20 protein-coding genes are annotated in these 25,403 nt (G+C 64.7%); 6 read left to right on the forward strand and 14 right to left on the reverse strand.

Annotated elements, in window-relative coordinates:
* Nucleotides 1-6: 6 nt before the first annotated feature.
* Nucleotides 7-1,518, reverse strand: coding sequence for an ATP-binding protein (locus AC4PRM_RS10390; RefSeq protein WP_492039779.1), 1,512 nt, complete (start codon nucleotides 1,516-1,518; stop codon nucleotides 7-9).
* A gap of 427 nt (nucleotides 1,519-1,945) precedes the next feature.
* On the opposite strand from AC4PRM_RS10390, the gene AC4PRM_RS10395 reads away from it, so the two are divergent.
* Genes AC4PRM_RS10395 through AC4PRM_RS10405 form a run of 3 tightly spaced genes read left to right on the forward strand, consistent with a single transcriptional unit; the run spans nucleotide 1,946 to nucleotide 4,172 of the window.
* Nucleotides 1,946-3,058 carry a hypothetical protein gene (locus AC4PRM_RS10395; RefSeq protein ID WP_492039780.1) on the forward strand — a complete coding sequence of 371 codons (1,113 nt, stop codon included), beginning with the start codon at nucleotides 1,946-1,948 and terminating at the stop codon, nucleotides 3,056-3,058.
* Nucleotides 3,055-3,327: a hypothetical protein gene (locus tag AC4PRM_RS10400; RefSeq protein ID WP_492039781.1), complete on the forward strand. Its 273-nt coding sequence runs from the start codon at nucleotides 3,055-3,057 to the stop codon at nucleotides 3,325-3,327. The genes AC4PRM_RS10395 and AC4PRM_RS10400 overlap by 4 nt, the downstream gene beginning before the upstream one ends.
* Nucleotides 3,328-3,329: 2 nt before the next feature.
* Nucleotides 3,330-4,172, forward strand: coding sequence for a hypothetical protein (locus tag AC4PRM_RS10405; RefSeq protein WP_492039782.1), 843 nt, complete (start codon nucleotides 3,330-3,332; stop codon nucleotides 4,170-4,172).
* A 316-nt stretch (nucleotides 4,173-4,488) separates the two neighbouring features.
* Here the strand turns inward: AC4PRM_RS10405 and AC4PRM_RS10410 are convergent, their stop codons facing one another.
* The 3 genes from AC4PRM_RS10410 to AC4PRM_RS10420 all read right to left on the reverse strand — a co-directional run bounded on the left by AC4PRM_RS10410 (nucleotide 4,489) and on the right by AC4PRM_RS10420 (nucleotide 6,953).
* Entirely contained in the window at nucleotides 4,489-5,499 is a 1,011-nt protein-coding gene (locus tag AC4PRM_RS10410; RefSeq protein ID WP_492039783.1) for a DUF4917 family protein, read from the reverse strand.
* Nucleotides 5,499-6,026, reverse strand: a complete 528-nt coding sequence (locus AC4PRM_RS10415; protein ID WP_492039784.1) for a hypothetical protein — start codon at nucleotides 6,024-6,026, stop codon at nucleotides 5,499-5,501. The genes AC4PRM_RS10410 and AC4PRM_RS10415 overlap by 1 nt, the downstream gene beginning before the upstream one ends.
* Nucleotides 6,027-6,203: 177 nt before the next feature.
* On the reverse strand, nucleotides 6,204-6,953 hold the full coding sequence (locus tag AC4PRM_RS10420; protein WP_492039785.1) for a hypothetical protein: 750 nt from the start codon (nucleotides 6,951-6,953) through the stop codon (nucleotides 6,204-6,206).
* A gap of 113 nt (nucleotides 6,954-7,066) precedes the next feature.
* On the opposite strand from AC4PRM_RS10420, the gene AC4PRM_RS10425 reads away from it, so the two are divergent.
* Nucleotides 7,067-7,645, forward strand: coding sequence for a hypothetical protein (locus AC4PRM_RS10425; protein ID WP_492039786.1), 579 nt, complete (start codon nucleotides 7,067-7,069; stop codon nucleotides 7,643-7,645).
* A gap of 386 nt (nucleotides 7,646-8,031) precedes the next feature.
* On the opposite strand, the gene AC4PRM_RS10430 is transcribed toward AC4PRM_RS10425, so the two are convergent.
* A complete protein-coding gene (locus AC4PRM_RS10430; RefSeq protein WP_492039787.1) occupies nucleotides 8,032-10,737 on the reverse strand; it encodes a TonB-dependent receptor in 2,706 nt (901 codons plus the stop codon).
* A gap of 174 nt (nucleotides 10,738-10,911) precedes the next feature.
* Here AC4PRM_RS10430 and AC4PRM_RS10435 point away from each other — a divergent pair, with 174 nt between their 5' ends.
* A complete protein-coding gene (locus tag AC4PRM_RS10435; protein WP_492039788.1) occupies nucleotides 10,912-11,949 on the forward strand; it encodes a LacI family DNA-binding transcriptional regulator in 1,038 nt (345 codons plus the stop codon).
* A gap of 9 nt (nucleotides 11,950-11,958) precedes the next feature.
* Here AC4PRM_RS10435 and AC4PRM_RS10440 read toward each other — a convergent pair whose 3' ends face one another.
* A complete protein-coding gene (locus AC4PRM_RS10440; protein WP_492039789.1) occupies nucleotides 11,959-14,436 on the reverse strand; it encodes a glycoside hydrolase family 3 protein in 2,478 nt (825 codons plus the stop codon).
* A 111-nt stretch (nucleotides 14,437-14,547) separates the two neighbouring features.
* On the opposite strand from AC4PRM_RS10440, the gene AC4PRM_RS10445 reads away from it, so the two are divergent.
* Nucleotides 14,548-15,411: a glycoside hydrolase family 16 protein gene (locus AC4PRM_RS10445; RefSeq protein ID WP_492039790.1), complete on the forward strand. Its 864-nt coding sequence runs from the start codon at nucleotides 14,548-14,550 to the stop codon at nucleotides 15,409-15,411.
* Between the two features lie 211 nt (nucleotides 15,412-15,622).
* Here AC4PRM_RS10445 and AC4PRM_RS10450 read toward each other — a convergent pair whose 3' ends face one another.
* The 8 genes from AC4PRM_RS10450 to pncA all read right to left on the reverse strand — a co-directional run bounded on the left by AC4PRM_RS10450 (nucleotide 15,623) and on the right by pncA (nucleotide 25,400).
* Complete coding sequence (locus AC4PRM_RS10450) at nucleotides 15,623-16,315, reverse strand: response regulator (protein WP_492039791.1); 693 nt, start codon at nucleotides 16,313-16,315, stop codon at nucleotides 15,623-15,625.
* A 12-nt stretch (nucleotides 16,316-16,327) separates the two neighbouring features.
* Nucleotides 16,328-18,919: a DUF4118 domain-containing protein gene (locus tag AC4PRM_RS10455; RefSeq protein WP_492039826.1), complete on the reverse strand. Its 2,592-nt coding sequence runs from the start codon at nucleotides 18,917-18,919 to the stop codon at nucleotides 16,328-16,330.
* Between the two features lie 82 nt (nucleotides 18,920-19,001).
* A complete protein-coding gene (gene kdpC, locus AC4PRM_RS10460) occupies nucleotides 19,002-19,577 on the reverse strand; it encodes a K(+)-transporting ATPase subunit C (protein ID WP_492039792.1) in 576 nt (191 codons plus the stop codon).
* Between the two features lie 9 nt (nucleotides 19,578-19,586).
* Nucleotides 19,587-20,336 carry a TorF family putative porin gene (locus AC4PRM_RS10465; protein ID WP_492039793.1) on the reverse strand — a complete coding sequence of 250 codons (750 nt, stop codon included), beginning with the start codon at nucleotides 20,334-20,336 and terminating at the stop codon, nucleotides 19,587-19,589.
* Between the two features lie 50 nt (nucleotides 20,337-20,386).
* Nucleotides 20,387-22,435, reverse strand: coding sequence for a potassium-transporting ATPase subunit KdpB (gene kdpB / locus AC4PRM_RS10470; RefSeq protein ID WP_492039827.1), 2,049 nt, complete (start codon nucleotides 22,433-22,435; stop codon nucleotides 20,387-20,389).
* A 34-nt stretch (nucleotides 22,436-22,469) separates the two neighbouring features.
* A complete protein-coding gene (kdpA, locus tag AC4PRM_RS10475) occupies nucleotides 22,470-24,173 on the reverse strand; it encodes a potassium-transporting ATPase subunit KdpA (RefSeq protein ID WP_492039794.1) in 1,704 nt (567 codons plus the stop codon).
* A 13-nt stretch (nucleotides 24,174-24,186) separates the two neighbouring features.
* Nucleotides 24,187-24,273, reverse strand: a complete 87-nt coding sequence (locus AC4PRM_RS10480; RefSeq protein ID WP_492039828.1) for a potassium-transporting ATPase subunit F — start codon at nucleotides 24,271-24,273, stop codon at nucleotides 24,187-24,189.
* 497 nt (nucleotides 24,274-24,770) lie between these two features.
* Nucleotides 24,771-25,400 carry a bifunctional nicotinamidase/pyrazinamidase gene (gene pncA, locus AC4PRM_RS10485; RefSeq protein ID WP_492039795.1) on the reverse strand — a complete coding sequence of 210 codons (630 nt, stop codon included), beginning with the start codon at nucleotides 25,398-25,400 and terminating at the stop codon, nucleotides 24,771-24,773.
* Between the last annotated feature and the right edge of the window lie 3 nt (nucleotides 25,401-25,403).

A 25,403-nucleotide genomic window follows, 5' to 3' on the forward strand; every position in this document is an offset into this window, starting at 1 on the left:
GCGGTTTCACGCCCTTGTTTGGTCCGTCTCGCGAACGATCTCGTCCAGGAACGCCGTGACGACCTCTGGATAGAGATTGAACGGCTCCATCGAAAGCAGGGCGCGCGCGGCTTCGGCCCGGTCGCGTCCACCCTCGACCAGCGCCCCGAACACTTCCTTCATCGTCGACATCAGCTCCCGTTGGGCTCCCTCGAAGGGCTGGCCAATCGCGTCAGGTGTCTCGGCGTTGTTGATGACGATCAATGGCGCGGGAATGGTGTGTTCGACGAGGCTGAACAGCGCCTTCAACGCGACGCGGTCCTCGGTGGTCTCCAGCACCTTGCGCACGAGGGGATGATTCCGGTTTATCCGATAGAAGGCTTTGCCGTGCTGAAGAACGTGCTGCCACAGGAAGGCCTCACGGTCGCCGAGCTGGCGCTGGATGACCTTGCCGCGATGACGGTAAATGCTTGACGCTCGGCTTCGCGCCGCGCGAGCGATGCGCTGGAGGTCCCGCCGCAAGGAGGCCGGCGGCCGCGCCCGCGACTTCTTCACGTCGATCTGCCAGAGCAAATCGGCGGAGCTCGGCAGATCGATACGGATCCGCGCGAGCTTGAAATGCTCTTCCTTCTGCATTCCCAGCCCGAGCCAGTCGCCGGCCACCAGTAGCCGGCGGTTCCGGTAGATGTAAAAGCCCTGGTGGGCGTTCCATCCTTTCGGACCGGCCGCGTCGCGATGTTGTTCGGGATCGAGGCGACTGTGGTGCGGGAGGATGAACGCCTTGACCTCGGCCCGTTCGCCCGACGCAACGAGCGTCTCGAGAGGTTGGGGGTCCGTGAACTCGACGTCCTCGAGGAAAGGATCCCATGGTTCGATCGACCGACCGTTCATGTGGATGTTGATGGCTCCGCGGCCCCTGAGGAAACGGTGGAACACCATGGCGAGGTGCTGCCGCACTGCTTCCGCGCGTTCCCGGAAATGTTTCTGCGCCACCTCATCGCTTTCCGGGGCGTCCCCGACCAGCACGTCGAGGCGATCCCAAAAGAGGACGGTCCCGCTCTCTTGGGCCGCCAAGAGCGCGTGGTCCGCCGGATCGAGCAGGGTGGGGCTTTTCAGCAGTCGCCACTCACCCGTTCCCGTCCCGGCAATGTAATCGAGATCCCAGCGCCGGAGCGCCGCCTCCCCTCCGGCCGGCTTACTGGTCACGGTGAGGCAGCGGCACTGAGAGATCGAGGCCGTCTTCATCCCGAGCCCGAAGCGGCCCAGGTCGTCCTTCGAGCGGCCGGCAAGCGGGCTGAGGCTGCCAGGCTTCATCGCCTGTCGTAGCTCGGCCTCGTTCATGCCACGTCCGTCGTCACGGACTATGACGCGAGAGGCGGATCCGGCCCACAGCATATTAATCCAGACGTTGCGCGCCTGAGCCGTGATGCTGTTGTCGATGATGTCGGCGATCGCAGTAGGCAGGTCGTAGCCAAAGGCGCGGAGTGATTCGAACAGCTCCGCGGCGCCTGGGCTCGCCATATCGTATTCAGGCGACAAGTACGATCCTCTTCAGGCAGGGGGAGATCGGATAACTGTACGGCCCGCACGGTGCCGAGGCGGTGTCTGCGAGAGAATGGATCGCCAAGGATACGCGCTTTCGCGGAAAGTGTTTAGTCCTTTGGGAATACCATCTTCGGTCGAGAAGCATAGGCCCCTCTACGAGCCGAACCGATCCGCATCGTGGCCCCCGCAGCCCCGGCGCGTCTCCGACATCGCCGGGTCACAGCCCGCCGAACCGCCGGCGTTCCGGTCCCGTCCCGCGCTACTGCGCCAAACACCAGACCCCGCCGTCCATCGGCGATGACGCGCATCGCTACTTCTAAATATGCAAAGCGGATTTCCGATACACCCATGCTTGACGCGGTCAGTGATGCGGTGTTTATAGTGCGGGCAACACAGCTTTCATAAATACCCACGGAAAAACATGCCGACCATCAGAGACATCTACGACGACCGAATGGACGAGTTCATGCCGGAATACGCATTCACCGAACAGGACGAGGTGATCCAATCCTTCGGCACGATCGGCGAACTGATCGACCTCGTTTTCCCCGACGCCGAGGCCGCCCTCATGATGACCGCGCTGAAGCGGATCGTCGCTCATGGCCGCCGAGGGGAATGGCAATGGTCGAAGCTGGACGGCGTGCCCGTCGATGCCGCCTGGCGCCAGACATGGAGCGAAATCGACGGCTGGAACGACACGTGTCGGCCCCCCTTCCTCGACGAACTTCATGATCTCAACGCCTTCGCTAACTTCGGCGTCCTGCCGATCTGGGGTTTCGCAGGCAGCCCTCGGCTGGACACCGAAGTCGGGGCTGATATGGCCGCGCGGCTGACGGCGGCCGCGAACATCCCGGCATACATCGAGGGCATCTGCGCGAAGGTTGACCGGCTGGCAGCCTTGCTGCCTCGGCAGGAGACCGGGCACACCCTTATCGGCCAGACGACATCAACCCGCGACCAGGCTCGGGCGCGTTTGGCGCTCGACCTGGGCCAACCCATTACGCTCCACGCGCTCGCCCTGCTTTCGGGCGTCACCCCGAAGCGCATCCAGAACGCCATCTACGCCAAGACCGATGAGGCGCCCCTCGTCGGCAAGAATGGCCTCATCGCCCCGGAGGCTTGCGAGCCTTGGCTCAACGCACGTGACTTCCAGTGGTCGATCTGGAAGCAGGTGAGCGCACTGGCTCCACTGTCCGCCGACTGGGGCAAGGACGTCCCGTTCGAAGCGGATGACGCAAGCGAACACGTTGAGGACTTTGTATTCGTCCCGGTCGCTAACGATGGAAGCTACTTCCATCCCGGCCTCTACAGGGGCGGCGAGGCTCGCGAGAAGGCCGACAGCGTTGGATATTCGATCGGAGGCAAGGGCGACGAACAGGTTGTCGGCGACTTCGATCAAGCCCTCGCCCTCCTGTCGAAGATGGAGACGCCTCGCTGGCGCCGCCCCAACAGCGAGTCCCAGAACTGGGGGATCGTGACGGGTCAGACCTGGAAACGCGTGCGTCGTTCGGAATTGCAGGGGCTGTCAGCATGACCGAAAGCCTTCTCTACATGACGCGGCACGCGGAGCAGCGCTCGCTGGACCGCAGCATTCCGAACATCGCTCGCCACCTCCTGCTGAACTTCGGCTCCTGCAAACCGGCGGGGAAGAGTGAGGTTCGCTACTCTTTCGACAAGCAGTCGTGGCGGGACATGGAGCGCGAGTTCGGAACGTGGCCGCTTAAGAAGATGGAGCAGCTCCGACGGGTCTACATGATCGTCGGGGACGACGGTTCCGTGATCACCCTCGCGTATAAAGATTGAACATGCAGATCGACAAAGCGCTCATCATTGCCGACCCTTGGATCAGCTACATTCTCGACGGTTCCAAGACTTGGGAGATGCGGGCGAGCAGCACCGCTCATCGCGGCTGGTTCGGCCTGATCCGCAAGGGCACGGGAGCGATTTACGGGGTTGCGAGGCTCGTCGATGTCGGGTCGCCGCTAGCGCCCGCCGAGATGCTCCGTACGACGGATCAGCATCGGATCCCCGCCGACCTCATCGCATCGGGGGACGTGGCGAAATGGAACACCCCATGGCGCCTGGCCGACGTGCGGTGCCTGACCACGCCGGTGCCCTACAGCCACCCGAGCGGGGCGGTCACATGGGTCACCCTCGGTGATGACATCGCGCAGGCTATTGCCTCGCAACTGACCGATATCCGGACTGTTCAGACAGCCGCGATAGGCCCTGTCGCTCAGAGCCCGTCGATCTCACAGGGAAAGGTGCCGTCAGCACCGGTCGCCGCGTCTCCCGTTCGGTCGGTCGAGGGCCAGTCCCTCGCGCCGGAGGGCGAAATCCGGATCGAGATCACCGAAGCCAACCTGAAGCACAATCACTTCTATCTGCGGCCGCACGTCCACAAATTTCCGGATGATGTGATCGGAGGCTCGAACAAGTCGAAGCTGGCCAGACGGGTCTTAAAGCTGGATTGGGGCGGACCCGCCGCGGCGGAAACGGACATCGACGGCGAGGACAAGAAGTTCTTCCGGGCGCGGGGCTGGGTGGGGGCCTTCTTCAAGCTCAACGGCGCACAGCCGGGAGATTTCGTGGTCGTCGAACAGGTGGAACCGTATCGATATCAAGTGAGATTGAGGAAGGCTGCATAAGCCATTGGAGGCAAGCGCATGATCGGTCTGCCTCTACGGGAGGACCGCCCTTCGCTCATTACGTGTTCAGCGGTGAGGCGCTGTACGAACGGACCTAGGCCGATGGGATGGATCCGCTTAAGGACGGTCAGCGCCTTCCCCGGGCTGCCGTTCGACCCAGACGTGCCCGACTGATGTTCCCGTCCCGCACGGGGTTTCCCAGTGGAGATCACCTCGTTGGGGGCTTCAAGCTGTTGGACTCCATGCTGCAACAGGAGCTTGAGACCATCTTCGATGACATCATTCTCAATCGTCTCGGGTGAAAGCGCTCTAGCAATCAACCCCAGGGGATTGCTTCCCCTGACGGGAATACGACCAGCTCAATGGCAGGGCCGCCCGCTGCACGGCGGACCTCACGCCAGCGCGCTTCGAGAGCAGCTAGGTCCTCGCGAGCTGCGGCGATGTCTAGGGCTCCGACATAAATCGTAGCCATGGTCCCACCAGAGATGCAGTCAACGATATGGGCGTCACCGTCTGAGAGTGCGTGACCGTAGACGAACAGGGCGTCGTCTTCTGATCGGCACGTTTCAGAGAGCTGTTCCAAACAGTGAGCGAGATACTGGTTCGCAGCTATGCGCTCGGATTTTTGCTCCGTCGTCCCCTCAGAAACGAACAGCGGCATATGCCCGCCCTCGATCATTCTGCGAAGATCAACCATCAGGTTGTCGTCGCCACGCCGGACTTTGAAAACCCGGCCCTGTTCTCCTTCGAAGATGTGAAGCGCGCCGTGAAGGTGAAACACGCTCTGGGTCAGGGCGTTGGCCTCTGACCATAGAAGGTTCTGTCCGGCGAAACCGTCACCCGTCCCGAGCGTGCGCCAATGCTCCAGCGTGGCCCAATAAAGGAGCAGATCGTAGTTGGTCGTGAAAATGTTGCCCTGATGCCCCGGGGTGCGGAAGTGCCCGAGAAATGCGGCGGAGGCGCGATACTGCCCCAGCGTGAGATCTGCAGCGCTAGCGGGGTGGATCGCTGAGACAACATCAATCAGCAACCGACCCAAGCTCGCGCGATCCTCTGTCATCGCCTGAATGGCAGCCTCTGACCCCTCATAGCACGAGGTGACCGCGATGGCGTCTGACAGGGCACGACTGACCTGCTCAAAGTCGGTGGTGTTAATGCGATCAAATACCGACCGAAGCCTCGTCTGTTGATCGCCGAAGGCACGCTCAAACAGCGATGCGTAAGCAAAACGCGGGCTGGCGGCGATACTGAAACCGTTGCCCAAGAGGAGGTGACGGCAACGTCCTTCGGACTCAGCGAGCGCCTCCGCAAAAGTCAGCTCTCTCATTAGAGCGCTTTATTGCTGACTGCGAAGTCGAAGGTAGCGGCCTGTTGCTCTTTGAGGAAACCTCGGGCGTCCGTCACGGAGATGCCCAAGCGGCCTGCGCCGGCGATAAAGCCAGCGAGCGAAGAGTCTTCCAGTTCTCCCGTTTTGCGGTTCACCTCGTTGACGACAATGGCGGTGATAAGCGGAGCGTTACGCGCATTTGCTTTGCCGAGAACCAAATCGAGATGCCTGGGCATCTGGCGCCGAACAGTCTGCCACGCGCATCCGTTCGCTTTAGCAACGTCGCCATAGCTGATGAACCTGCGTTCCGCCGCCGCAGACAAAATGGATCGGACGGTCGTATCGATCTTTAAGTGCGGACCCTGCCGATTTTGCAGCTCCTCAAGCGCGGCGACGTAGTCCGGCCTGTCGAACGCTCTCTGGCGTTCGTGATTTTCAACGACATTCCTTAGTTGCGCGATTGTCAGCGAAGGCATGTCCATTTGTTTGCATCGAACAACGCCGCACAGGCTGCGGCTGACCACCATAACTAGGTTCCGACCCAAGCGTCATCGTCTTGAAAGGTATAGCTTGTGAGGCGTCTCAGGCGTGTAGTGTTCGGCGAGCAATGCGGCTGGAGCCAAATGACCGCATCTGGCGCCGACACGACGCGGTCGTACGACCGTAATCACGAGGCGCGCCGGGCAAAGCAGCTGCGCTCTTCGTCATTCGAACAAGGCATTGCCAAAGGTCCGCGTCGCGGCGATGCCGCCGCCAACCGCGCCGCCCGCCACTGGCCCGCCCGTGACGGTCGCTAGCCCGATCATCAGCGCATCGAACGTCTTCTGCGCACCCTTCTCAGTTGCCTTGTCAAAGAGCTTCGAGGCGAGATCGCTGCCGCGTTTCTCGAGCGCGGCGCGCAGCGCTTTTTCGTCTACGAGACGCTTGTCCTTGAGGAGGTCAATGACGCGCCGTGCCTGAGCTGGTGAAATGAGGCTCGCGAGGACCGCGCCGAAGCGGCCGGGATCGACACGTAAGATGTTGCCGCTCAACGAGACGTCCGCGAAGACGCCGCGCTCCTCCATCTTGGCACTGACAGCGGCCTTCACGAGCGGCGACGTGATCCCGAAGCTTAGCTTGTCGCCATCCTTCCAGTACCGCGCCGTCGTGATCGCGATCATGATCTGGTAGTCGGTTTCGTCCTCCGAGACGTTGCGCAGTTGGTGCTGGAACAGAAGCGTCCGCGCCTTCGCTGGCGTGATGTTAAGTGCGCGCGCAATGCGATAGCTTGCGCCGTTGATCTCGAGGATGTCGAGCCGCACGAGTGTCGAGAAGACGTGCAGGTCGATCTCGGACTTGGGCAGCGCCCCGAACGCGGTGGCGAGATACGCGTCCATGAACTGCCGCCCGAAAGCAGCGGCAATTTTATCGTTGGCGAAGGAGTCGCGGACGTCCTTCAGATTGTACGCCACCATTGCAATCGCCCTCGACCCTCAAGCCAGCCGTCACCATAGCCGATTTTTCGACGTCGCGTGCATCGCCGGAAGCCTCGTGCCAAGGTTGGGGACTGGCGGGGGGCCATCATGACATGACCTGGCTAACGAAGGCGAAGCACCTCGGGATTAGCAACACGCAGGGACACCCCATCCTGCAAGCGGGCTTGCTCGACCGAGCGCCCGCGATCACGGCTATCAACTTCACTCCGCTCGAGTTGTACGGCGCGATGGCGCGCTGCCACTACACGCACCTGCTCAACCCCCACGCCCTATCTTGGGAGGTGAACCACATGGTGAGCTTGCTCGAGCAGCACGTTGACGACATCAGCCATCCGTTCGACCTGCTTACCTCGGCCGACACGATGAAGGACTTCGTCCAGAACTACTTCATAGGCACGGTCGCGGCGGGCATCGCCTACCTCGTCATGATCAACGACGGCTATGTCTGGTCCGACCATTGGGAGAACCTCAAGGGTGGCACGTCCGGCATAAGGAAGTCCCCCGACTTCGTCTTCGCGAGCCCGACGTGCGGGACGGCGCTGATGGAGTCGAAAGGTACACGCAGCGCCACAACTTCGGCCTTCAACAGGACCGTCTCGAACGGCTACGTCGACCAGGTCGAGCCGCATCTTGGCGCTGCGATCGGCGGATCGACCGCGACGCACGGTTAGCCACAAGGACCGACCCCCGGGCCAATGGCGTGTTCGATCGCCGACCACGCCGGCCGCGACCCCTGCCAGGCCCGCCGTCAGTGCACCCCACAGCGCCGTCTGACTCAGCAGTTCTCCCCGTGCTGCGGGGTCGATCACTGCTGCCTTGAGCGGCAACAGGATCGTCAACAGCGGGATGAAGGCGATGTAGGCTCCCACCTGCGCTGCCATATAGGCAGCGACGAACCCCGGCCTAACCGAAGGCAATGGCGTGATCTTTTGATCGGCGGCGGCGCTCTGCATGGCCTGCGAGCCTGACGGTTCAGCCTGCCGATGTCACCGCACAAAAGAAGCGGCGCCTCCCGCTCGGGAGACGCCGCCAGAGGGCCGCTCAGGAAGGTAGCGGTTCAGTACTGGACGCGAAGGCGTGCGCCGAAGGTCCGGGGGCGCGTGAAGAAGCGCGTGTTGTCGAACTGGGTGATGATGATGGCGGCCTCGTTCTGCTCGTCCGTCAGATTGTTGACGAAGCCCTCCAGCCTGACCCGTCCGTCGCCGGGCGGGGTCCAGCCAAAGCCGACATCGAAGGTCCAGTAGCCGTCAACCTTGTCGTCCAGACGGCGGCGCGGATTGTCCGGTTGCAGATAGTCCTCGCCGTTGAAGATGGTCGTGAACATCGACGAGCGGTAACCGCTGGAGATCACATAGTCGAACTGGCCCATGCGCTCGGTCGGGAAGGCCTGGGTCAGGTTGATGTTGAACTGCCATTCCGGTGTGCGGGGCAGGGTCTTGCCTTCGATCGAGCGGAACACCGCCTCGGTGGGTGCGACGTCGGCCTGGAAGCGGAAGTCCTGAATTTCCTCGGCCTCGGTAACCTCGGCCTTCAGGTAAAGCAGGTTGAAATCGATGCCCAGATTCCAGGGCAGGTCGATGCCGCCCTCGAACTGCGCGCCGTAGATGCGGGATTTGGCGGCGTTGTAGGAATAGGACACGACCAGGGCCAGCGAGGAATCCTCGGGCACCGGCACTTCTTGCGGTCCGCCCAGGAAGTCCACGATCTGGGCGACAGACAGCAGGGACGTCAGGACCTGATCGCTGTAGTCGTTGTAGAACAGCGAGCCGTTCAGACGGGCCTTGTAGTCGCCGATGTAGAACTCGTTCTTTGAGCCGACTTCGTACAGGGTAACGGTCTCGGGGCCATAGGTGGGGGCCAGGCCGGCGTTGCCGATATTGTCATTGAAACCGCCCGACTTGTTGCCGGTCGTGATCAGGCCGTACAGCAGGTTGTCGTCCGAGATGTCGTATTCCGCACGCAGGCGCCAGTCGACGAAGTCGATCTTGCTCTCGCCGGTTTGCTGGAAGATCTGGCCTGCGAAAGGCACGGCGAAACTGACGGTGCCGTCGGGCGGGCAGACGAAAAAATCGCCCGTGATGGTGTCCAGGCACGGCGGGCGGTTGGGGGCACCGCCCGGCACGGGGCCGTTGCCGAAGATGGTCTGAACGTTGTCGCGCGCCCCGAAGCGAGAGACGCCGTTGAAGTAGAAGTTCAGGACTTCCTGATCGCTAATGGTGCCGTTGCCGTCGGTGTCAGGGTTGAAGATGCTGCGGCCGCGACCGGCGAATTCGAAGCCTTCGGTACCGACGCGCACGCCGCCACAGCAGGAGAAATTGTCTCCGCCGATGGCGAAGCCGTACCGCGCCGCCACACCGCGACGGCTCTTCTCGTCCTCGGTGTAGCGAAGGCCGCCCGTCAGGCGGAACCGGTCGGTTACGCTATAGGTGGTGTCAGCATAGAGGGCATAGGACGAGGTATCGACGTCGGGCATGTTGAACTCCACGCCCTGGAAGAACAGCCCTCGGTCGCCGGTTGAGCCCAGGAAGGAATACTGATCTTCCTCCAGATAGAAGGCCCCGGCGCTCCAGATCCACGGCCCCTCGTTGTCGTAGAAGCGCAGTTCGTGCGTCTTGGATTGGCTGTCGGTGATCGACTGGAACTGGGAGAAGTTGTCCAGCGTCTCTTCCAGTCCCCCCGGGCCCGTCAGGTTCTCCAGCACGCCGGGATAGAAGGGCGAGAGCGGCGTTACCGCCTTATAGTCGTAGACGAGGTCGCGATAGCTGGCGGTGTATTCGATGTCGAACAGATCGCCGTCATAGTTGATGTGCGCACGCGCGCCCCAGTGGCGGGTATTCAGCTCCGGCGTGAAAGCTCGGGCGACGACGCGGCGGGGATCCTCGATGTCGTCCGGATCGATGCCTTCGCCCAGGGGGTTGGCATAGTTGGTGCCGGTATAGCCGCTGCCGGTCTCGCGGATGTAGTCGGCACCCAGCAGGATGCTCCACCGGCTGTCAGGCTCCCACAGGAATTGAACACGACCGGCGCTGTTCTTTTCGGCCTCGGCCACGCCGACCTGGGCCGGGCCGACATCGGTGTAATAGCTGTCGTGCTCCAGGTGATAACCGGCGATGCGCAGGGCGGCCGTCTCGCCGACCGGCAGGTTCAGCATCCCCTGGAAGACGCGCTGCTGATAGTTGCCCAGCTCGAACTCGGCGCTCGCGTCGAGGATGTTCAGGCCCGGCTTCCAGGTCACAATATTAACCGAGCCCGCCGTCGCATTGCGACCGCGCAGCGTGCCCTGAGGCCCGATGTTCACCTCGACCCGTTGGATGTCGAAGAAGGCCGAGCCGATACCGGCCGGGCGGGGCAGGTAGACGCCGTCATAGTGGGTGGCCGCCGCCGGATCGCCCAGCTCGGTATTGTTCGAGGAGCCCACACCGCGGATGTAGATTTCGATATTGCCGCCGTTGTTGGCGACCGACAGGCCGGGCACGCGCCCCTCCAGATCGGTGATGTCCTGAACGCCGACGGCCTTCAGGTCCGCGCCGCTCAACGCCACGGCCGTGCCGGCGTAGTCCTGCAGGTTCTGCTCGCGTCGCTCGACGGTCACGACGACATCGTCCAGCGTCGTCGCCGGGTCGTCAGCTTGGGGGCTGCCCGCCTCCTGGTTGGCCGGGTCCAGCGGCGGCGCGTCCGCAGGCGGCGTCTGCGCCAGCGCCACGCCGGGGAGGATGAAGGCCAGGGTCGCGCCACAGAGCAGCGCCGTCTTGCGGTTGCGCATTCGATAATCCTCCCGATGCGGATTGTTGGTCATTCCGCTTGCCTTTAATGCGCCATTGTTTGACAACGTTGTCAACGATCGTTTTTCGACCGGCGTCGGAGGGTGGGATTGGTGCAACACGGGCACGACGCACCTGGGTCGTTCCGGGAGCAGGGCCGCTCCAGGGGAGGTGCAATGACCAAGGTCACCATCCGTCACGTCGCGGCTGCCGCCGGTGTCGCGGTCAAGACCGTTTCGCGCGTGATGAATGGCGAGCCCAACGTCACCAGGGATCTGCAGGACCGGGTCATGAAGGCGGTCGACGATCTGGGCTATGTCCCCAGCATGGCGGCGCGGCGCATGGGCGGCAGCCGCTCCTATCTGCTGGTCGCGCTGAACGATCGCCAGAATACCATCAACAACTGGCAGAGCGGACGCGGCAACGACTGGATCGACCAGATGCTGCACGGGGCCATGCTGACGTGCGAGGCGCACGGCTATCGCATGCTGTTCGAACTGGTCGAGGCGGGATCTCCCGATCTGGACCGCAAGGTCGTAGCCATACTTTCGGCCCTCCAGCCGGACGGCGTCATCCTGACCCCGCCGCACTCCCAGAACCTCGCCCTGGTCGAAATGCTTACACGTCGCAATGTGCCGGTGGTGCGGATGGGTGTGCCAGGAGAGGGTGTCGGCTTCGGCGTCTTCATGGACGACCGGGCTGCGGCAGTGAAAGCGACACGGCACCTGATCGACCTGGGTCACCGTCGCATCGGCTTCATCGCCGGCAGCCCGCGGTTCGAGGCCAGCAGCCAGCGGCTGAACGGCTATCGCAATGTCCTGACGCAGGCGGACATCGCGATCGACGAGAACCTGATCGCTCCGGGAGACTTCACCTTCGAAAGCGGTGTCGCCGCCGCCGAAACCCTGCTGTCACTCCGGGATCCACCGACCGCCATCCTGGCCAGCAATGACGAGATGGCACTGGCGGCCCTGCACGTCGCATCCCGCCAAGGTATCCGCGTGCCCGACCTGTCGCTGGTCAGTTTTGACGACACGCCCGGCGTCCGTCTGAGCGTGCCGGGCCTGACCAGCGTGCGTCAGCCGATCTCCGAGATGGCCGCCAAGGCCGCCGAATTGCTGATTGGGGTCAGCAAGACCGGCGAGGCCGTCCCGTCCGACCACCTGTTGCCATTCGGGCTGGAAATCCGGGGCTCGACCGCGCCCCGGACCTGATCAAGCCTTCTAATCTGCCGCCGCAGGACAGGTATCCGAGGTCGCGGTGTCCAGACGGATGTCCTCGAACGCCACCGTCGCCGGCGCCCTGGCAGAAAGAATCCAGGCCCGGTCCACGCCCGTCAGGCCGCCCTGTCCGGAGGCGAAACAGCGTAGCGGGACCGACGCCTGCTGCCATCCCTGACCACCGCCCAACCGCACCACGCCATTGCCCAGGCCGAGGCTCAGCGTCGAGGCTGCGCCCGCATCGATACGGTAGCGGAAGGTCAGGGCCACGCTCGCATAGTCAGACCCCGACAGATCGATCGCGGGCCCGGTGACGATGGCCTGTCCCTGCCCGGTGAAGGTCAGCAGCCGTGCGGATTCCTGTCCCTGACCATCGACCGGAGCCACGGTTACCACCGACCGTGGGCTGACGCCGCGAGCGCCGTCCGCGATCCGCGCCTCGCCGCCCTCGTCACGCACGACCAGCGACCAGGGCGTGACGAACCGCCCGTCGGCAAAGAAGCGCATCGACGATGCCTCCGACCCCTCCTCCACCTCGGCCAGCGCGGGAGTCTCGGCTGCTGCCGCATAGGTCAGGCCGAAGCCATAGGCGAACTGGGGATCATAGTCCGGGCCGCCCCGGTTCTGCGGAGCCTGATCCGGGCTGCGAGGCCAGCTGAACGACAGCCGCCCCCGGAAGTCGTGACGGGCTGCGCCGTCCGCGCCTGCGACCAGCACATCGGCGATGCCGCCGCCCTCCGACCCCGGCAACCAGGCGGCGACGAAGGCGTCCGAGGCATTGATCTCCGGATTCAGATAGAGCGGCCGGCCGGACAGGAAGACCGCCACGGTCGGTATGCCCTCGGCCTTCAGCCGGCGCAGCAGGGCCAGCGGCTCGCGCGGGCGGAAGTCCAGATCGGACAGGTCGCCCTGGAATTCGGCATAGGGTTCCTCGCCGAAGACGACGATGGCTACGTCGGGGCGGGCCTCGAAGGTACCCGCCGCATTGAGCTCGGCTGTGCCGCCCGAGGCTTCGACCGCCTCCTTCAGTCCCTCCCAGATCGACTGGCCATTGGGAAAGTCGGCGCGGGTATTGCCCGTGCCCTGCCAGTTGATGGTCCAGCCGCCGGCCGCCTGACCGATGTCGTCGGCGCTGCCCGCCACCAACACGCGCGCGCCCGGCCGGATCGGCAGGACCGAGCCGTTATTCTTGAGCAGCACCAGCGATTGCCGCACCGCCTCGCGCGCCAGGGCCCGGTGCTCCGGCGAGCCCAGAACTTCTACCCTGCCCTCGACCGGTCGCTCGGCCTCGAACACGCCGGTCTTGACCTTGACCGTAAGGATGCGGCGCACGGCCTCGTCCAGTCGGGCCATGGTGATCTCGCCCGACTTCACCTGGGCCAGGGTGTTCTCATACAGCGGCTTCCAGCTGTCTGGAGCCATGAACATGTCCAGACCGGCGTTGAAGGCTGCGGCGCAGCTTTCATTGGTGCAGCCCTCGATCTGGCCGTGCGCGTTCCAGTCGCCGACCACGAAGCCGTCGAAGCCGAGCGGGCCGCGCAGCACGTCGGTCAACAGGTCCTGGTTGGCCGTATGCTTGACCCCGTTCCAGCTGGAAAAGCTGGCCATGATGGTCAGGACACCCGCGTCGATTGCGGGCGGATAGCCCGCCGCATGGACGTCGATCAGTTCGCGCTCGGAGATGCCGGCATCGCCCTGGTCCTTGCCGTTCAGCGTGCCGCCGTCAGCCAGATAGTGTTTGGCCGAGCCGGCGATATGACCGGGGGCCAGATAGCCATGATCCAGCGCGCCCTGAAGACCGAGCGTCATGCGACCGGCATAGGCGGCGACGATCTCTGGATCCTCGCCATAGCCTTCGTAGGTCCGGCCCCAGCGATCATCGCGGGGCACCGCCACCGTGGGTCCAAAGGTCCAGTCCGCGCCTGTCGCCGCGACCTCCAGCGCCGTGGCCACCCCGATCCGCTGGATCAACTCGGGATTGCGCGTCGCCCCCAGGCCGATGTTGTGCGGAAATAGGGTCGCGCCGACGACATTGTTGTGCCCGTGCACGGCATCGATGCCGAACATCAGCGGCACTCTTGCCCCCGGCCGCGCCGCTGCCGCCGCCCGGAACGCCTGGGCCAGCTCTACCCAGGCCTGGGCCGGGGCGCGCTCGTCGGCCCCGGGCGCGGAGTTGCCGCCCGCCAGGATCGAACCCAGCGGATAGGTCGCCAGATCGGCCGGGGTGATCGATCCGATGTCGGCCTGGATGACCTGACCCACCTTTTCCTCGATTGTCATCCGGGCCAGCAGGTCCTCGACAAAGGCGAGGGTCGCGGCATCGGTCATCGCATCCGGGCTGTTCGCGCTGGGCCAGGCGGTCAGATCGACGACCGCAGCCGGTGGCGCCGTTTGGGCCAGCGCCGGCCCTGAGGCCATCATCAGCGCCGCCAGCGACACGGCGACGGTGGCGAGGCCACGCTTGCGGGAGAGGTTGATCATGTGTTCCGTCCCTGTGGTCGTCTTTTCCCGCAAGGTGTCGGGAGTTGACAACGTTGTCAAACCGCGATTGCCTGAGCTGAGGTCGTCGCAGAATAATCATGGGAGGACGCGATGCGAGTTCTGGTACCGACGCTCGGGGTAGTGTCCGCCCTGGCCTGCATAGGCGCAGCCTCTGCGCCCGCACCGACGTCCGCCCCCCTGACGCAGGACGGCAGTCTGACCGGCTATCGCCTGGTCTGGAACGACGAGTTCAACACTGATGGCCTGCCAGACCCGACCCGCTGGTCCTATGACACCCATCGCAACCGCGAGGGCTGGTACAACAACGAGCGCCAGTACTATTCCGCCGACCGGCCCGAGAATGCCCGCGTCGAGAACGGCCACCTGGTCATCGAGGCCCGGCGCGAGACCCTGACACCCGAACAGGTCGCCGATGCGGGAGGCCAGGCCTATACCTCCGCCCGGCTGATCACGCGCGGCAAGGCCGAATGGACCTATGGCTTCTATGAGGTGAAGGCCAAAATTCCTTGCGGTCGCGGCAGCTGGCCCGCCATCTGGATGCTGCCGGTCGCCGAGGCCGAATGGCCGGCGGGCGGCGAGATCGACATCATGGAACACGTCGGCCATGAGCGCGGCGAGGTCCACGGCACGGTCCACACCACCCGCTACAATCACACCCAGGGCACCGAGCGCGGCGGCCGCAAGCGCGTCCGCGACGCCTGCGACGCCTTTCACCGGTATCAGGTGCTGTGGACACCCGAGGGCATCAACTTCGGCATCGACGACGTCGGCTACTATCGCTTTCCCAACGACGGCCGCGGCGACCGCGCCACCTGGCCGTTCGACGCTCCCTTCTACATGATCCTGAATATCGCAGTCGGCGGCGACTGGGGCGGGGCTGAAGGCGTCGACGACCGCGCCTTTCCCCAGAAAATGGAAGTTGATTATGTGCGGGTATTCAGCCGAGGGACTTAGTCGCGAATAAGCAGAGCCGGGTCTCGGATCCGAGACCCGCAGTCGAGTATTGCTCGCCAGAACCGACGGGCGGGACGTCGGCTATTTCTGAAAAAACGAAAGTGCGAATGCGCCCCAGTTCAACTGGAATTCAAGGCGTGTCGCTACTCCCGCGGTCCGAGAAGCGCCAGAAGCGGTCATCACTTCCCTGCATCAAAACGGACGCACAACCTTACTCAGGCTGAAGCCTGTAGCCGACCGCTGGTTCGGTCAGGATCAATCGCGGCCTAGCCGGGTCGGCTTCCAGCTTGTGCCGCAGCTGGCCGATAACGACGCGAAGATATTGGGTGTCAGCGGAATGCGCCGCGCCCCAGACGGCAGTTAGAAGATCGGCGTGACTCACCAGCTTGCCGACATGCCGTGCGAGATACCCGAGCACATCGTATTCCTTGGGCGTCAAGCGCACGGGCTCGCCTTCACGCATCACCAGCCGGCGGTCCAGGTCGATGGTCACGTCACCGGCGGCGATGGGCCCTTTGTGCGCGGCAGGATCGGTGGCTTGGCGAAGGCCGGCGCGGATGCGGGCCAGCAGTTCACCGACGCCGAAGGGCTTTTCGACGTAGTCGTTGGCTCCCAGATCGAGGGCGGCGATCTTTTCGGCCTCGCGGTCGCGGGCGGACAGGATGATGATCGGACCGGCATAGAATTCGCGGGCTCGGGTCAGGACGTCCTTGCCGTCCATGTCGGGCAGACCCAGGTCCAGCACCACAGCGTCCGGCGACCACAACGCGATGCCACGCAGGCCCTCCTGACCACTATCAGCACGCTTGGGTTCATAGCCCGCAGCATCGAGTGCCGGGGACAGGAAGCGGTGGATCTGGGCCTCGTCATCGATGACGAGAATCTGGGGGCGGACGGCTGACATGATGTTTCGACGCTAGAGCAGATCGCGATGGGTCGCGATGGCCTTGGGGAGGCTGATCAGGATGCGGGCACCGTGCCCATCGACAATGGGGCTGGCGGCGGCGATACGTCCCCCCATGGCCTCGACAAAGCCCTTGGCGATGGCGAGGCCCAGACCCGCCCCTTGGGTTCGATCCGAGGGTTCCTCCATGCGGCGGAACTTGTTGAATATTCGCTCCAGTTCGACGGTTGGAATGCCCTTGCCCTGATCCTCGATCGATATGACCACCGAGCCGCGATCCTCATAGGCCGCCAGTTCGATGATCGAACCGTCGGGGCTGTAGGCGATGGCGTTTTCCAGGATGTTGACAACCGCCTGCTCGAGGAGCCCCTGATCCAGAATGACGAGGCTAAGATCTGCTGGAAAATCCCGGGTCAGCCGCCGTGCCAACAAGCGGCGCGAGACCCGCTCTGCGGCCGCGTTCAGCACATCGCGCACATCGACCCAGTCCGCTTTGACGTTCAGACCTCCGCCTTCCAGCCGGGTCATGTCCAGCAGGTCGCCGACATAGCGGTTCAGCCGTTCGGCCTCTTCGCGGATGCTGAGCAGCAGGTCCGCGCGAACCTCGGGGCTCAGGGTCGCGCCGTAGTCGATCAGGGTGGTCGAGGCCCCCAGCACGGTCGACAGCGGGGTTCGTAGGTCGTGGCTGACGGAGTTCATCAGCGCTCCCCGGAAACGGTCGGCCCGGCGAAGGCTTTCGGTCTCGACTGCGTCGCCTGCCAATTGCGCCCGCTCCAGCGCCACGGCCCCCTGATCCAGCAGGGCCAGAATCAGGCGCTCTTCGTCCGAACCGGGGACCAGAGCGGCGGCGGCGATGCCTGCGACACCGGCGCGCCCGCGTACGCCCTGCAAAGGCCAGAAGGTCCAGTTGGCCTGTGGCAGGGTGCCTGTGCCATGCCCGGCAGGCTCGCCTCGCTCCCAGGCCCAGCGGGCGGCGGCCATGGCGGCCGAACCGAGCGCCTCGGGATCGGGCGCACTAGCGGCCGTGACGATGTCGTCGCCTAGGGGCAACAGCACCACAGCCTTGGCCCCTGCGGCGGCAGCGGTCTGTTCGGCCAGGACGCGGGCGGTCTGGGCGTGTCCCTGCGCCGCCGACAACGTCTGACTGGCCGCCAGCAAGGCGGAAACGGCGGAGGCCCGGCGCTGGGCCCGTTGCGCCTGCTCTCGCACACGACCCGCCAGGGCCCCTGTGACCAGGGCCACAGCCCAGAACACAAGCAGGGTCAGTATGTCTGTCGGCGACCCGATGGCGAACGTGTAACGGGGGTCCAGAAACAGGAAGTTGTAGGTCAGGAAGGCCACGGTCGCTGCCACCAGTGCCGGACGCAGCCCGTGCAGGACGCCTGCTGCCAACACGGCGAATAGATAGACCACGCCCAAGTCGACCCGCTCGAATGTCTTGTCCAGGGTCAGGGCAAGGCCCGTCGCCAGACCGACGAAGGCCGCCCCGATCGCATAGCCGGACCAGCCGCCGAAGCCGGGCCAACGGCGCGGCAGCTGTGGCGTCTCGGTCGCTGTCGCCGGATCGGTGATGATGTGGACCGCCGCCCCTTGCGAGGAGCGCAGCAGTTCGGTGGCCAGCGAGCGTCCGATGAAGGCGCTCCAGCGGCTGTCGCGACCTTTGCCCAGCACGATCTGGGTGATGTTGTTGCGGTGGACGTAGTCCATGACGGTGGCGACGACATCGTCGCCGCTGAGGACCACGGTGCGTCCGCCCAGTTGTTCGGCCAGCTTCAACGCCTCCGACAGACGCGCCCCGCGAGCCGCATCATGCGCCGTCGCGCTAGGCCGGTCGATGTGGGCCACGGTCCAGGGCGCATCCATCGTCATGTCGGACAGACGCCGCCCGGCCCGCACCAGCGTGCCCGCCATGCCGTCGCCGCCGACCAGCACCAGGATCCGCTCGCCCGCCGCCCATGGGCCCTGCACCCCCTTTTCGCGCAGGGTGGCGACCAGTTGATCGTCCACCGTCTGGGCCGCGCGGCGCATCGCCATCTCGCGCAGCGCGGTCAGGTTCTCGATCTTGAAGAAGTTCTCGGACGCCAGCCGCGCCGTCTCCGGCACATAGACCTTGCCCTCGGCCAGCCGCTTGCGCAGCTCTTCGGGTGTGATGTCCACCAGTTCGATATCATCGGCTCGGCTCAAGGCCCCGTCCGGCACCGTCTCGCGCTGACGCACGCCGGTGATGCGAAGCACGACGTCCGACAGGCTCTCCAGATGCTGGACGTTCAGCGTGGTCCAGACGTCGATGCCCGCCGCCAGGATTTCCTCCACATCCTGCCACCGCTTGGGATGGCGGCTGCCCGGCACATTCGAGTGGGCATATTCATCGACCAGAAGCAGCTCTGGCCGCCGCGCGATGGCACCGTCGAGGTCGAACTCCATCAGGACGCGCGACTTGTAGTCGATGGGGTTGCGCGCCATGACCTCCAGCCCGCGCAGAAGGCTTATCGTCTCGCGCCGTCCATGGGTTTCGACCACACCGACGACGACATCGGCCCCCTCGGCCTTTCGCTTGCGGGCGGCACGCAACATCTCATAGGTCTTGCCGACCCCGGGCGACATGCCCAGAAACACCTTCAGCCGGCCCCGCTTTCGCAAGGCCGGCGTCGGGCGGTCCGGGGATGGCGGAGACGGTTCCCGCAAATCAGGTCGCCGGGAAGCGCGCGTCGAGGGCGCGGTTGGTCATCAGAACATTGACCGTCGGCTGGCCGATGAAGCCCAGCAGCGGACCATGGGTGTTCCGATCGATCACGCTCTGGACCTCCTGAACCGGCACGCTGCGGGCCGTGGCGATGCGCCGTGCCTGAAGACGAGCGTAGGCCGGAGAGATGTCCGGGTCGAGACCCGAGGCCGAGGTGGTGACGGCATCGGCCGGAATGGCCCCTGCCCCGTCCTCGGTCCGAATGCTGGCAGCGCTCTCGCCCACCCGCGCGGCCAGATCTTCGTTCAGTGGCCCCAGATTGGAGCCCGACGAGGCGGAGCCGTCATAGCCGTCACCGGCTGCCGAAGGACGCGGACGCAGATAGCCCGCCTCGGTGAAGGACTGGCCGACCAATGCAGAGCCCTGGATCGTGCCGTCAGTTCCTCGCACCAGGCTGCCGTTGGCCTGGGCAGGGAACAAGCCCTGCGCCACGCCGGTGACGGCCAAGGGATAGGCCAGGCCCAGAAGAAGGGTGAAAAGGGCGACCATGACGATCGCAGGACGAATCTGATTGACCATGGTCGTTCCCTAGAAGGTGGCCTTGAGCGAGGCGACGGCGCGGCTGTCATAGGCTGCGCCGAAGTCGTGCTCATCGGTGTCGTGATAGCGCAGGTCCAGCGCCAGATTGTCGGTCAGCTGATAGGCCGCCCCGACGTTCCAGGTGGTGTAGTCGAAATCGGACGACACATACTGACGACCGATCGCGCCACCGATCGTCCACTTGTCGGCCGGGCTGAAGGCGGCGTTGGCCTCCACATAGGTGGCCTCGTCCTCGGCCGCGCCAAAGAAGTCGGGCGAATAGTAGACGGCGGCACCGATGGTGGCCGGACCGATGGCGCGCGAGGCGGCCAGCTTCAGCTCCACATAGTCGTAATCGGCGTTGTCTGGCTGGTTGGTATAGAGGTAACCGACCGCCCCGATGTCGAGCGCCCAACCCGCCGCCTCGGTGCGAAAGCCGCCATACAGGTCGATCTCGGCATTGGTGTCGTCGTCACCGGCATAGGAGACGTTGGACGCCCAGGCCCCGGCGTAGAAGGAGCCGTAGGTCAGGTCCACGCCACCGGAGATGGCGGCCGCCTTCTCGGTCTGACTGACGCCCCGAAAGACGTAGTCGGTCGTGGCGGCGACATTCCAGGCGATCTGAGGGCCGGTCGGCTCAGCCGCGTCCTGGGCATCGGCGTTGGAGGCGACGCCCCAGACGATCACGGCCACCAGACAGGCTCCGGCGAACCAGGCGTCGTTCGAGCCGGAAGCCTTCAGGCGTTTCTTGCGGGTCATTTCGGTTAGTCCTTGGGTACTGAAATAGGAGAGAAGGGGTCGGGTCAGGCTCAGGCCAGACCAAGCCCCGTGATGATCAGGTCGATGGCCTTGATGCCGACGAAGGGCGCGATCAGGCCGCCCAGGCCGTAGATCAGCAGGTTGCGGCCCAGCAGCTTACCTGCCCCGACGGCTCGGTATTTCACCCCGCGCAGGGCCAGAGGGATCAGGGCCACGATGACCAGGGCGTTGAAGATCACCGCCGAGAGGATGGCGCTCTCCGGCGATCCCAGGCCCATGACGTTCAGGGCGCCCAGTGCCGGCAGGGCGACCACGAACATGGCCGGGATGATGGCGAAATACTTGGCCACATCGTTGGCGATCGAGAAGGTCGTCAGGGCCCCGCGCGTGATCAGCAGCTGCTTGCCGACCTCGACGATCTCGATGACCTTGGTCGGGTCGCTGTCGAGATCGACCATGTTGCCGGCCTCGCGCGCGGCCTGGGCCCCGGTCTGCATGGCCACGCCGACATCGGCCTGGGCCAGGGCGGGCGCGTCATTGGCTCCGTCTCCGCACATTGCGACCAGACGGCCCTTGGCCTGCTCCTCTCGGATGAGCCGCAGCTTGTCCTCGGGCGTGGCCTCGGCCAGGTAATCATCGACACCGGCTTCGGACGCGATGGCGGCGGCGGTCACCGGGTTGTCGCCGGTGATCATGACGGTGCGCAGCCCCATGCGACGCAGGTCGGCGAACCGCTCCTTGACGCCCGGCTTGACCACATCCTTCAGATGGATGACCCCGACCAGCACCTCGTCCTGGGTCACCGCCAGGGGGGTGCCGCCCGAGCGGGCGATCCGGTCCACGGCGGCACGGAACTCGGCCGAGACCGCGACCTCGGTCAGGTTCAGCGCCTTCAGCACCGCATCCACCGCCCCCTTGCGCCAGGACGACGTCCCGGCCTCCAGACCCGACTGGCGGGTGACGGCGCTGAACGGAATGGCCTTTGAGCCCTCGGGCTGTTCGACCACGACACCGGCGTTGCGGCCCAGTTCGACGATGGAGCGGCCCTCCGGCGTTTCATCGGCGAGCGAGGCGGTGACGGCGGCGCGCAGGGCGACTTCAGGACGAACGCCGGGCACCGGAATCACTTCGGTGGCCATGCGGTTGCCGAAGGTGATGGTGCCGGTCTTGTCGAGCAGCAGAGTGTCAACATCGCCCGCGGCCTCGACCGCACGGCCGGAGGTGGCCAGGACATTGACCTTCAGCAGACGGTCCATCCCGGCGATGCCGACTGCGGACAGCAGGCCCCCGATGGTTGTTGGAATGAGCGTGATGAACAGGGCCCCCAGGACGATGGGATCCAGCTCCACACCCGAATAGGCCCCCAGACCCAGCAGGGTGACGACCGCGATCAGGAAGACCAGAGTCAAGCCAGCCAAAAGGACGGACAGGGCCAGTTCGTTCGGCGTCTTCCTGCGATTCGCGCCCTCGACCATGGCGATCATGCGGTCCAGGAAGGTCGAGCCAGGCACCGAGGTGATGCGCACCTTGATCCAGTCGGACACCACGGTCGTGCCCCCGGTCACGGCCGAACGGTCGCCGCCGGCCTCGCGGATGACGGGGGCGGATTCACCTGTGATGGCCGCCTCATTGACCGACGCCACGCCCTCGATGATCTCGCCGTCGGAGGCGATGACGTCGCCCGCCTCGACCAGGATGATCGAGCCGACTTCCAGATCGTTGGCGGCCGTCGGCACCGCCGTGCCGGTCTTGGGATCGACGATCAGCTTGGCCTTGGTCGTCACGCGCGTGGCTCGAAGGCTGTCGGCCGCTGCCTTGCCCCGCCCCTCGGCGACGCTTTCGGCGACATTGGCGAACAGGACCGTGGCCCACAGCCACAGAGCCAGCTGGATGGCGAAGCCGGCGGACTGGCCGCTGGCGATCTCGGCTATGGCCGAGACGGTGGACAGCAGGGCCACGATCCAGGTGGTGAAGATCACGGGATTGCGCAGCAGGTGGCGCGGGTTCAGCTTGACGAAAGCATCGGTCAGGGCCCGGCCGATCATGGAGCCGGTCAGCCCGCCAGGAGCTAGCGAGGGCTGGGGCTTGTCGCCCGACATTTCAGGGTTTGCGAGTGTCATGGAACGGGTCCGATCAGGACGCCCCGCCGAGCATCTGGAAATGCTCGACGATGGGTCCGAGGGCGAGGGCGGGGAAGAACTGCAACCCGCCCAGGATGAGGATGACGCCGATCAGCAGGCCGATGAACAGCGGCCCGTGGGTCGGCAGGGTGCCGGTGGAAGGGGCCAGCTTGGGCTTGACGACCAGGGCTCCGGCGATGGCCAGGACCGCGACGGCGGGCACGAAGCGGCCCATCAGCATGGCGAGACCTAGCGTCGTATTCCACCAGGGCGCATTGGCCGTCAGACCGGCGAAGGCCGAACCGTTGTTCGCCGCACCGGAGGTATAGGCGTACAGAATCTCCGACAGCCCATGCGGACCGTCATTGAGCAGCCCCTCCAGAGCCGTCGGATAGACGGCGGCCACGGCTCCAAAGCCCAGTATAGCCAAAGGCAGGACCAGGACGGCGATCATGGCGTACTGAATCTCCCGCGCCTCGATCTTCTTGCCCAGATACTCCGGCGTGCGCCCGACCATCAGCCCGGCCACGAAGACCGCCAGCATGGCCATGACGACCATGATCGCGATGCCCGACCCGATGCCACCGGGCAGGATCTCGCCTAGCTGCATCAGGAACATCATGATGGCCCCAGACAGCGGCATGCCGCTGGCATGCATGGAGTTGACCGAGCCGTTCGAGGCTCCGGTCGTCATGCCTTCCCAGGCGACCGAGGATGGAATGCCGAAGCGGACTTCCTTGCCCTCCAGATTGACCGGCTGCTCGATGCCGGCGGCGACCAGGGCGGGCGCGGGCTGGCTTTCGGCCACATAGATGCCGGCGGTGGCGACGCCCAGCAGGATGGCGGCGGCGACGACAAGGGCGCGCAAGTCCTTCCTGGCCAGGACGCTGCGACCAAAGGCGAAAACGGCCGCCCAGCCCATGACATTGATCGATACGGCCGTGATCAGATTGGTCAGGGCCGACGGGTTCTCGAACGGATGGGCCGAGTTGACGTTGAAAATACCGCCGCCGTTGATGCCCAGCTGTTTGATGGCCAGTTGCGACGCGACCGGGAACAGGGACAGCGTCTGCTCTCCGCCCTCCAGACTGGTCACGGTCACCGAGGCCGACAGGCTCTGAACCACGCCCAGCCCGGCCAGAACGATGGCCAGAACCAGCGACGCGGGCAGCAGCAGATAAAGTGTCGTGCGCGTCATGTCGGCCCAGAAGTTGCCGACGCCTTCGCCCCGATTGGCGACGAAGGCCCGCGCCAGGGCCGCCGCGATGGCCGCGCCCGTCGCGGCGGACAGGAAGTTCTGGACGGTCAGACCGGTCATCTGGCTGAGCGTCGACAGGGTCGTTTCGCCGCCATAGCTCTGCCAGTTGGTGTTGGTCACGAAGCTGACGGCGGTGTTGAAGGCTAGATGCGGCGACACGCCTGCGAACTCCTGCGGGTTCATCGGCAGGACGCCTTGCAGACGCAGCAGGCCATACAGGAAGATGAAGCCCGCCAGGTTGAACGCCAGCAGCGCCCCGGCATAGCCCAGCCAGCCCTGGCTGCGTTTCGGATCGACGCCTGAGGCCTTGTAGAAGACACCTTCGACGGGCCGTAGCACGGGGTCCAGCCAAGTCCGCTCGCCGTTCCAGACGCGCGACAGATAGAGGCCGAGCGGCCATGCGATCAGCACGGACAGGCCCAGCGTCAAGGCGATTTCCGCCCAACCTTGAATGGTCATGTCAGCGGCTCCTTCAGAACCGCTCTGGGCGCAGCAGGGCCGCGACCATGTAACCGGCGACGATGATCGCGCCGACACCCCACAGAATGGAGACCAGCATCGTCACACCCGCTTCAGAAAAACGGCGAGCGCGGCGAAGGCGACAAACGCCCCGCCGCCCAGGCCTAGAAAAATAAGATCGGCCATGCCGACGCCTCCAGCTCAGTTCAGAGCCGTAGATGACGCCCTCAGCCCGTTAGGGGGCCATTCGGATTTGGTCGTCTGACATAAGGGCGGCGTAAAAAGATCTTCAAGCAACCTGAAATCACGCCCTAGGGACGCACACCGGCAAGCCGCCAAATGCAGCGGCACTTACAGATCGATCTGCTCAGACACCTCACCAGATGGCTATGTTTATCCTGGAGACTTCGGAAGTGCGGCGGCGGCTGGCTCAGAGCGGACCTTCCCGACGTCGCCTTTGAGTCAGGGTTGGCCATTTGGTAATGTCGCCGATGCGCCAGAAGCGGTCATTGGAGAGGCACCCGAAGGCAGCCATCTCATTGCCGCACGACGTGCTCTCGATCCGCGAAGCCAAACCCTCGTCGGCCGATCGACGGGTCAAGCGAGAAGCTCGACGCCACGTCTGCGCATCTCCGCCATGGCGTCGGCAAGCGATCCGTTCATGTCGATTGCCCGCGTCGCAGACGTGACGACCGCCGCGTCAAATCCCTGAGCGATGGCGTCCTCGGCGGAGAAGCGGACGCAGAAGTCGAGCGCTAGACCGACGAAGACGCAGCGGCGCAGGCCGCGTTCCCTCAGATATCCCGCCAGTCCTGTCGAGGTCGTCCGGTCGTTCTCAAAGAAGGCCGAATAGGAATCCACAAACCGGTTGTAGCCCTTGCGCAGGATCAGCTCTGCGCGCAGCGCGGCTCCCCTCTCTATCAGCGGGTGGAAGGCGGCACCGACAGTTCCTTGGACGCAGTGATCCGGCCACGCGACCTGCTCTCCATAGGGCGTCACGATCGTCGAAAAAGGTCCGACGCCATGGGTGGACGCGAAGGATATCTGGTCTCGCGGATGCCAGTCCTGCGTGAGCAGAACGTGCTCAAACTGCTCCGCCAATTGATTGATCAGCGGCATGACCTCATCGCCGGCCGGGACGGCGAGCGCCCCACCCGGGCAGAAGTCGTTCTGTACGTCGATGATGATCAGCACGTCTTCGGCGGAGGGGTTCTCAATGTCGATCATGTC

Source organism: Brevundimonas sp. DW-iso22 (assembly GCF_058725425.1).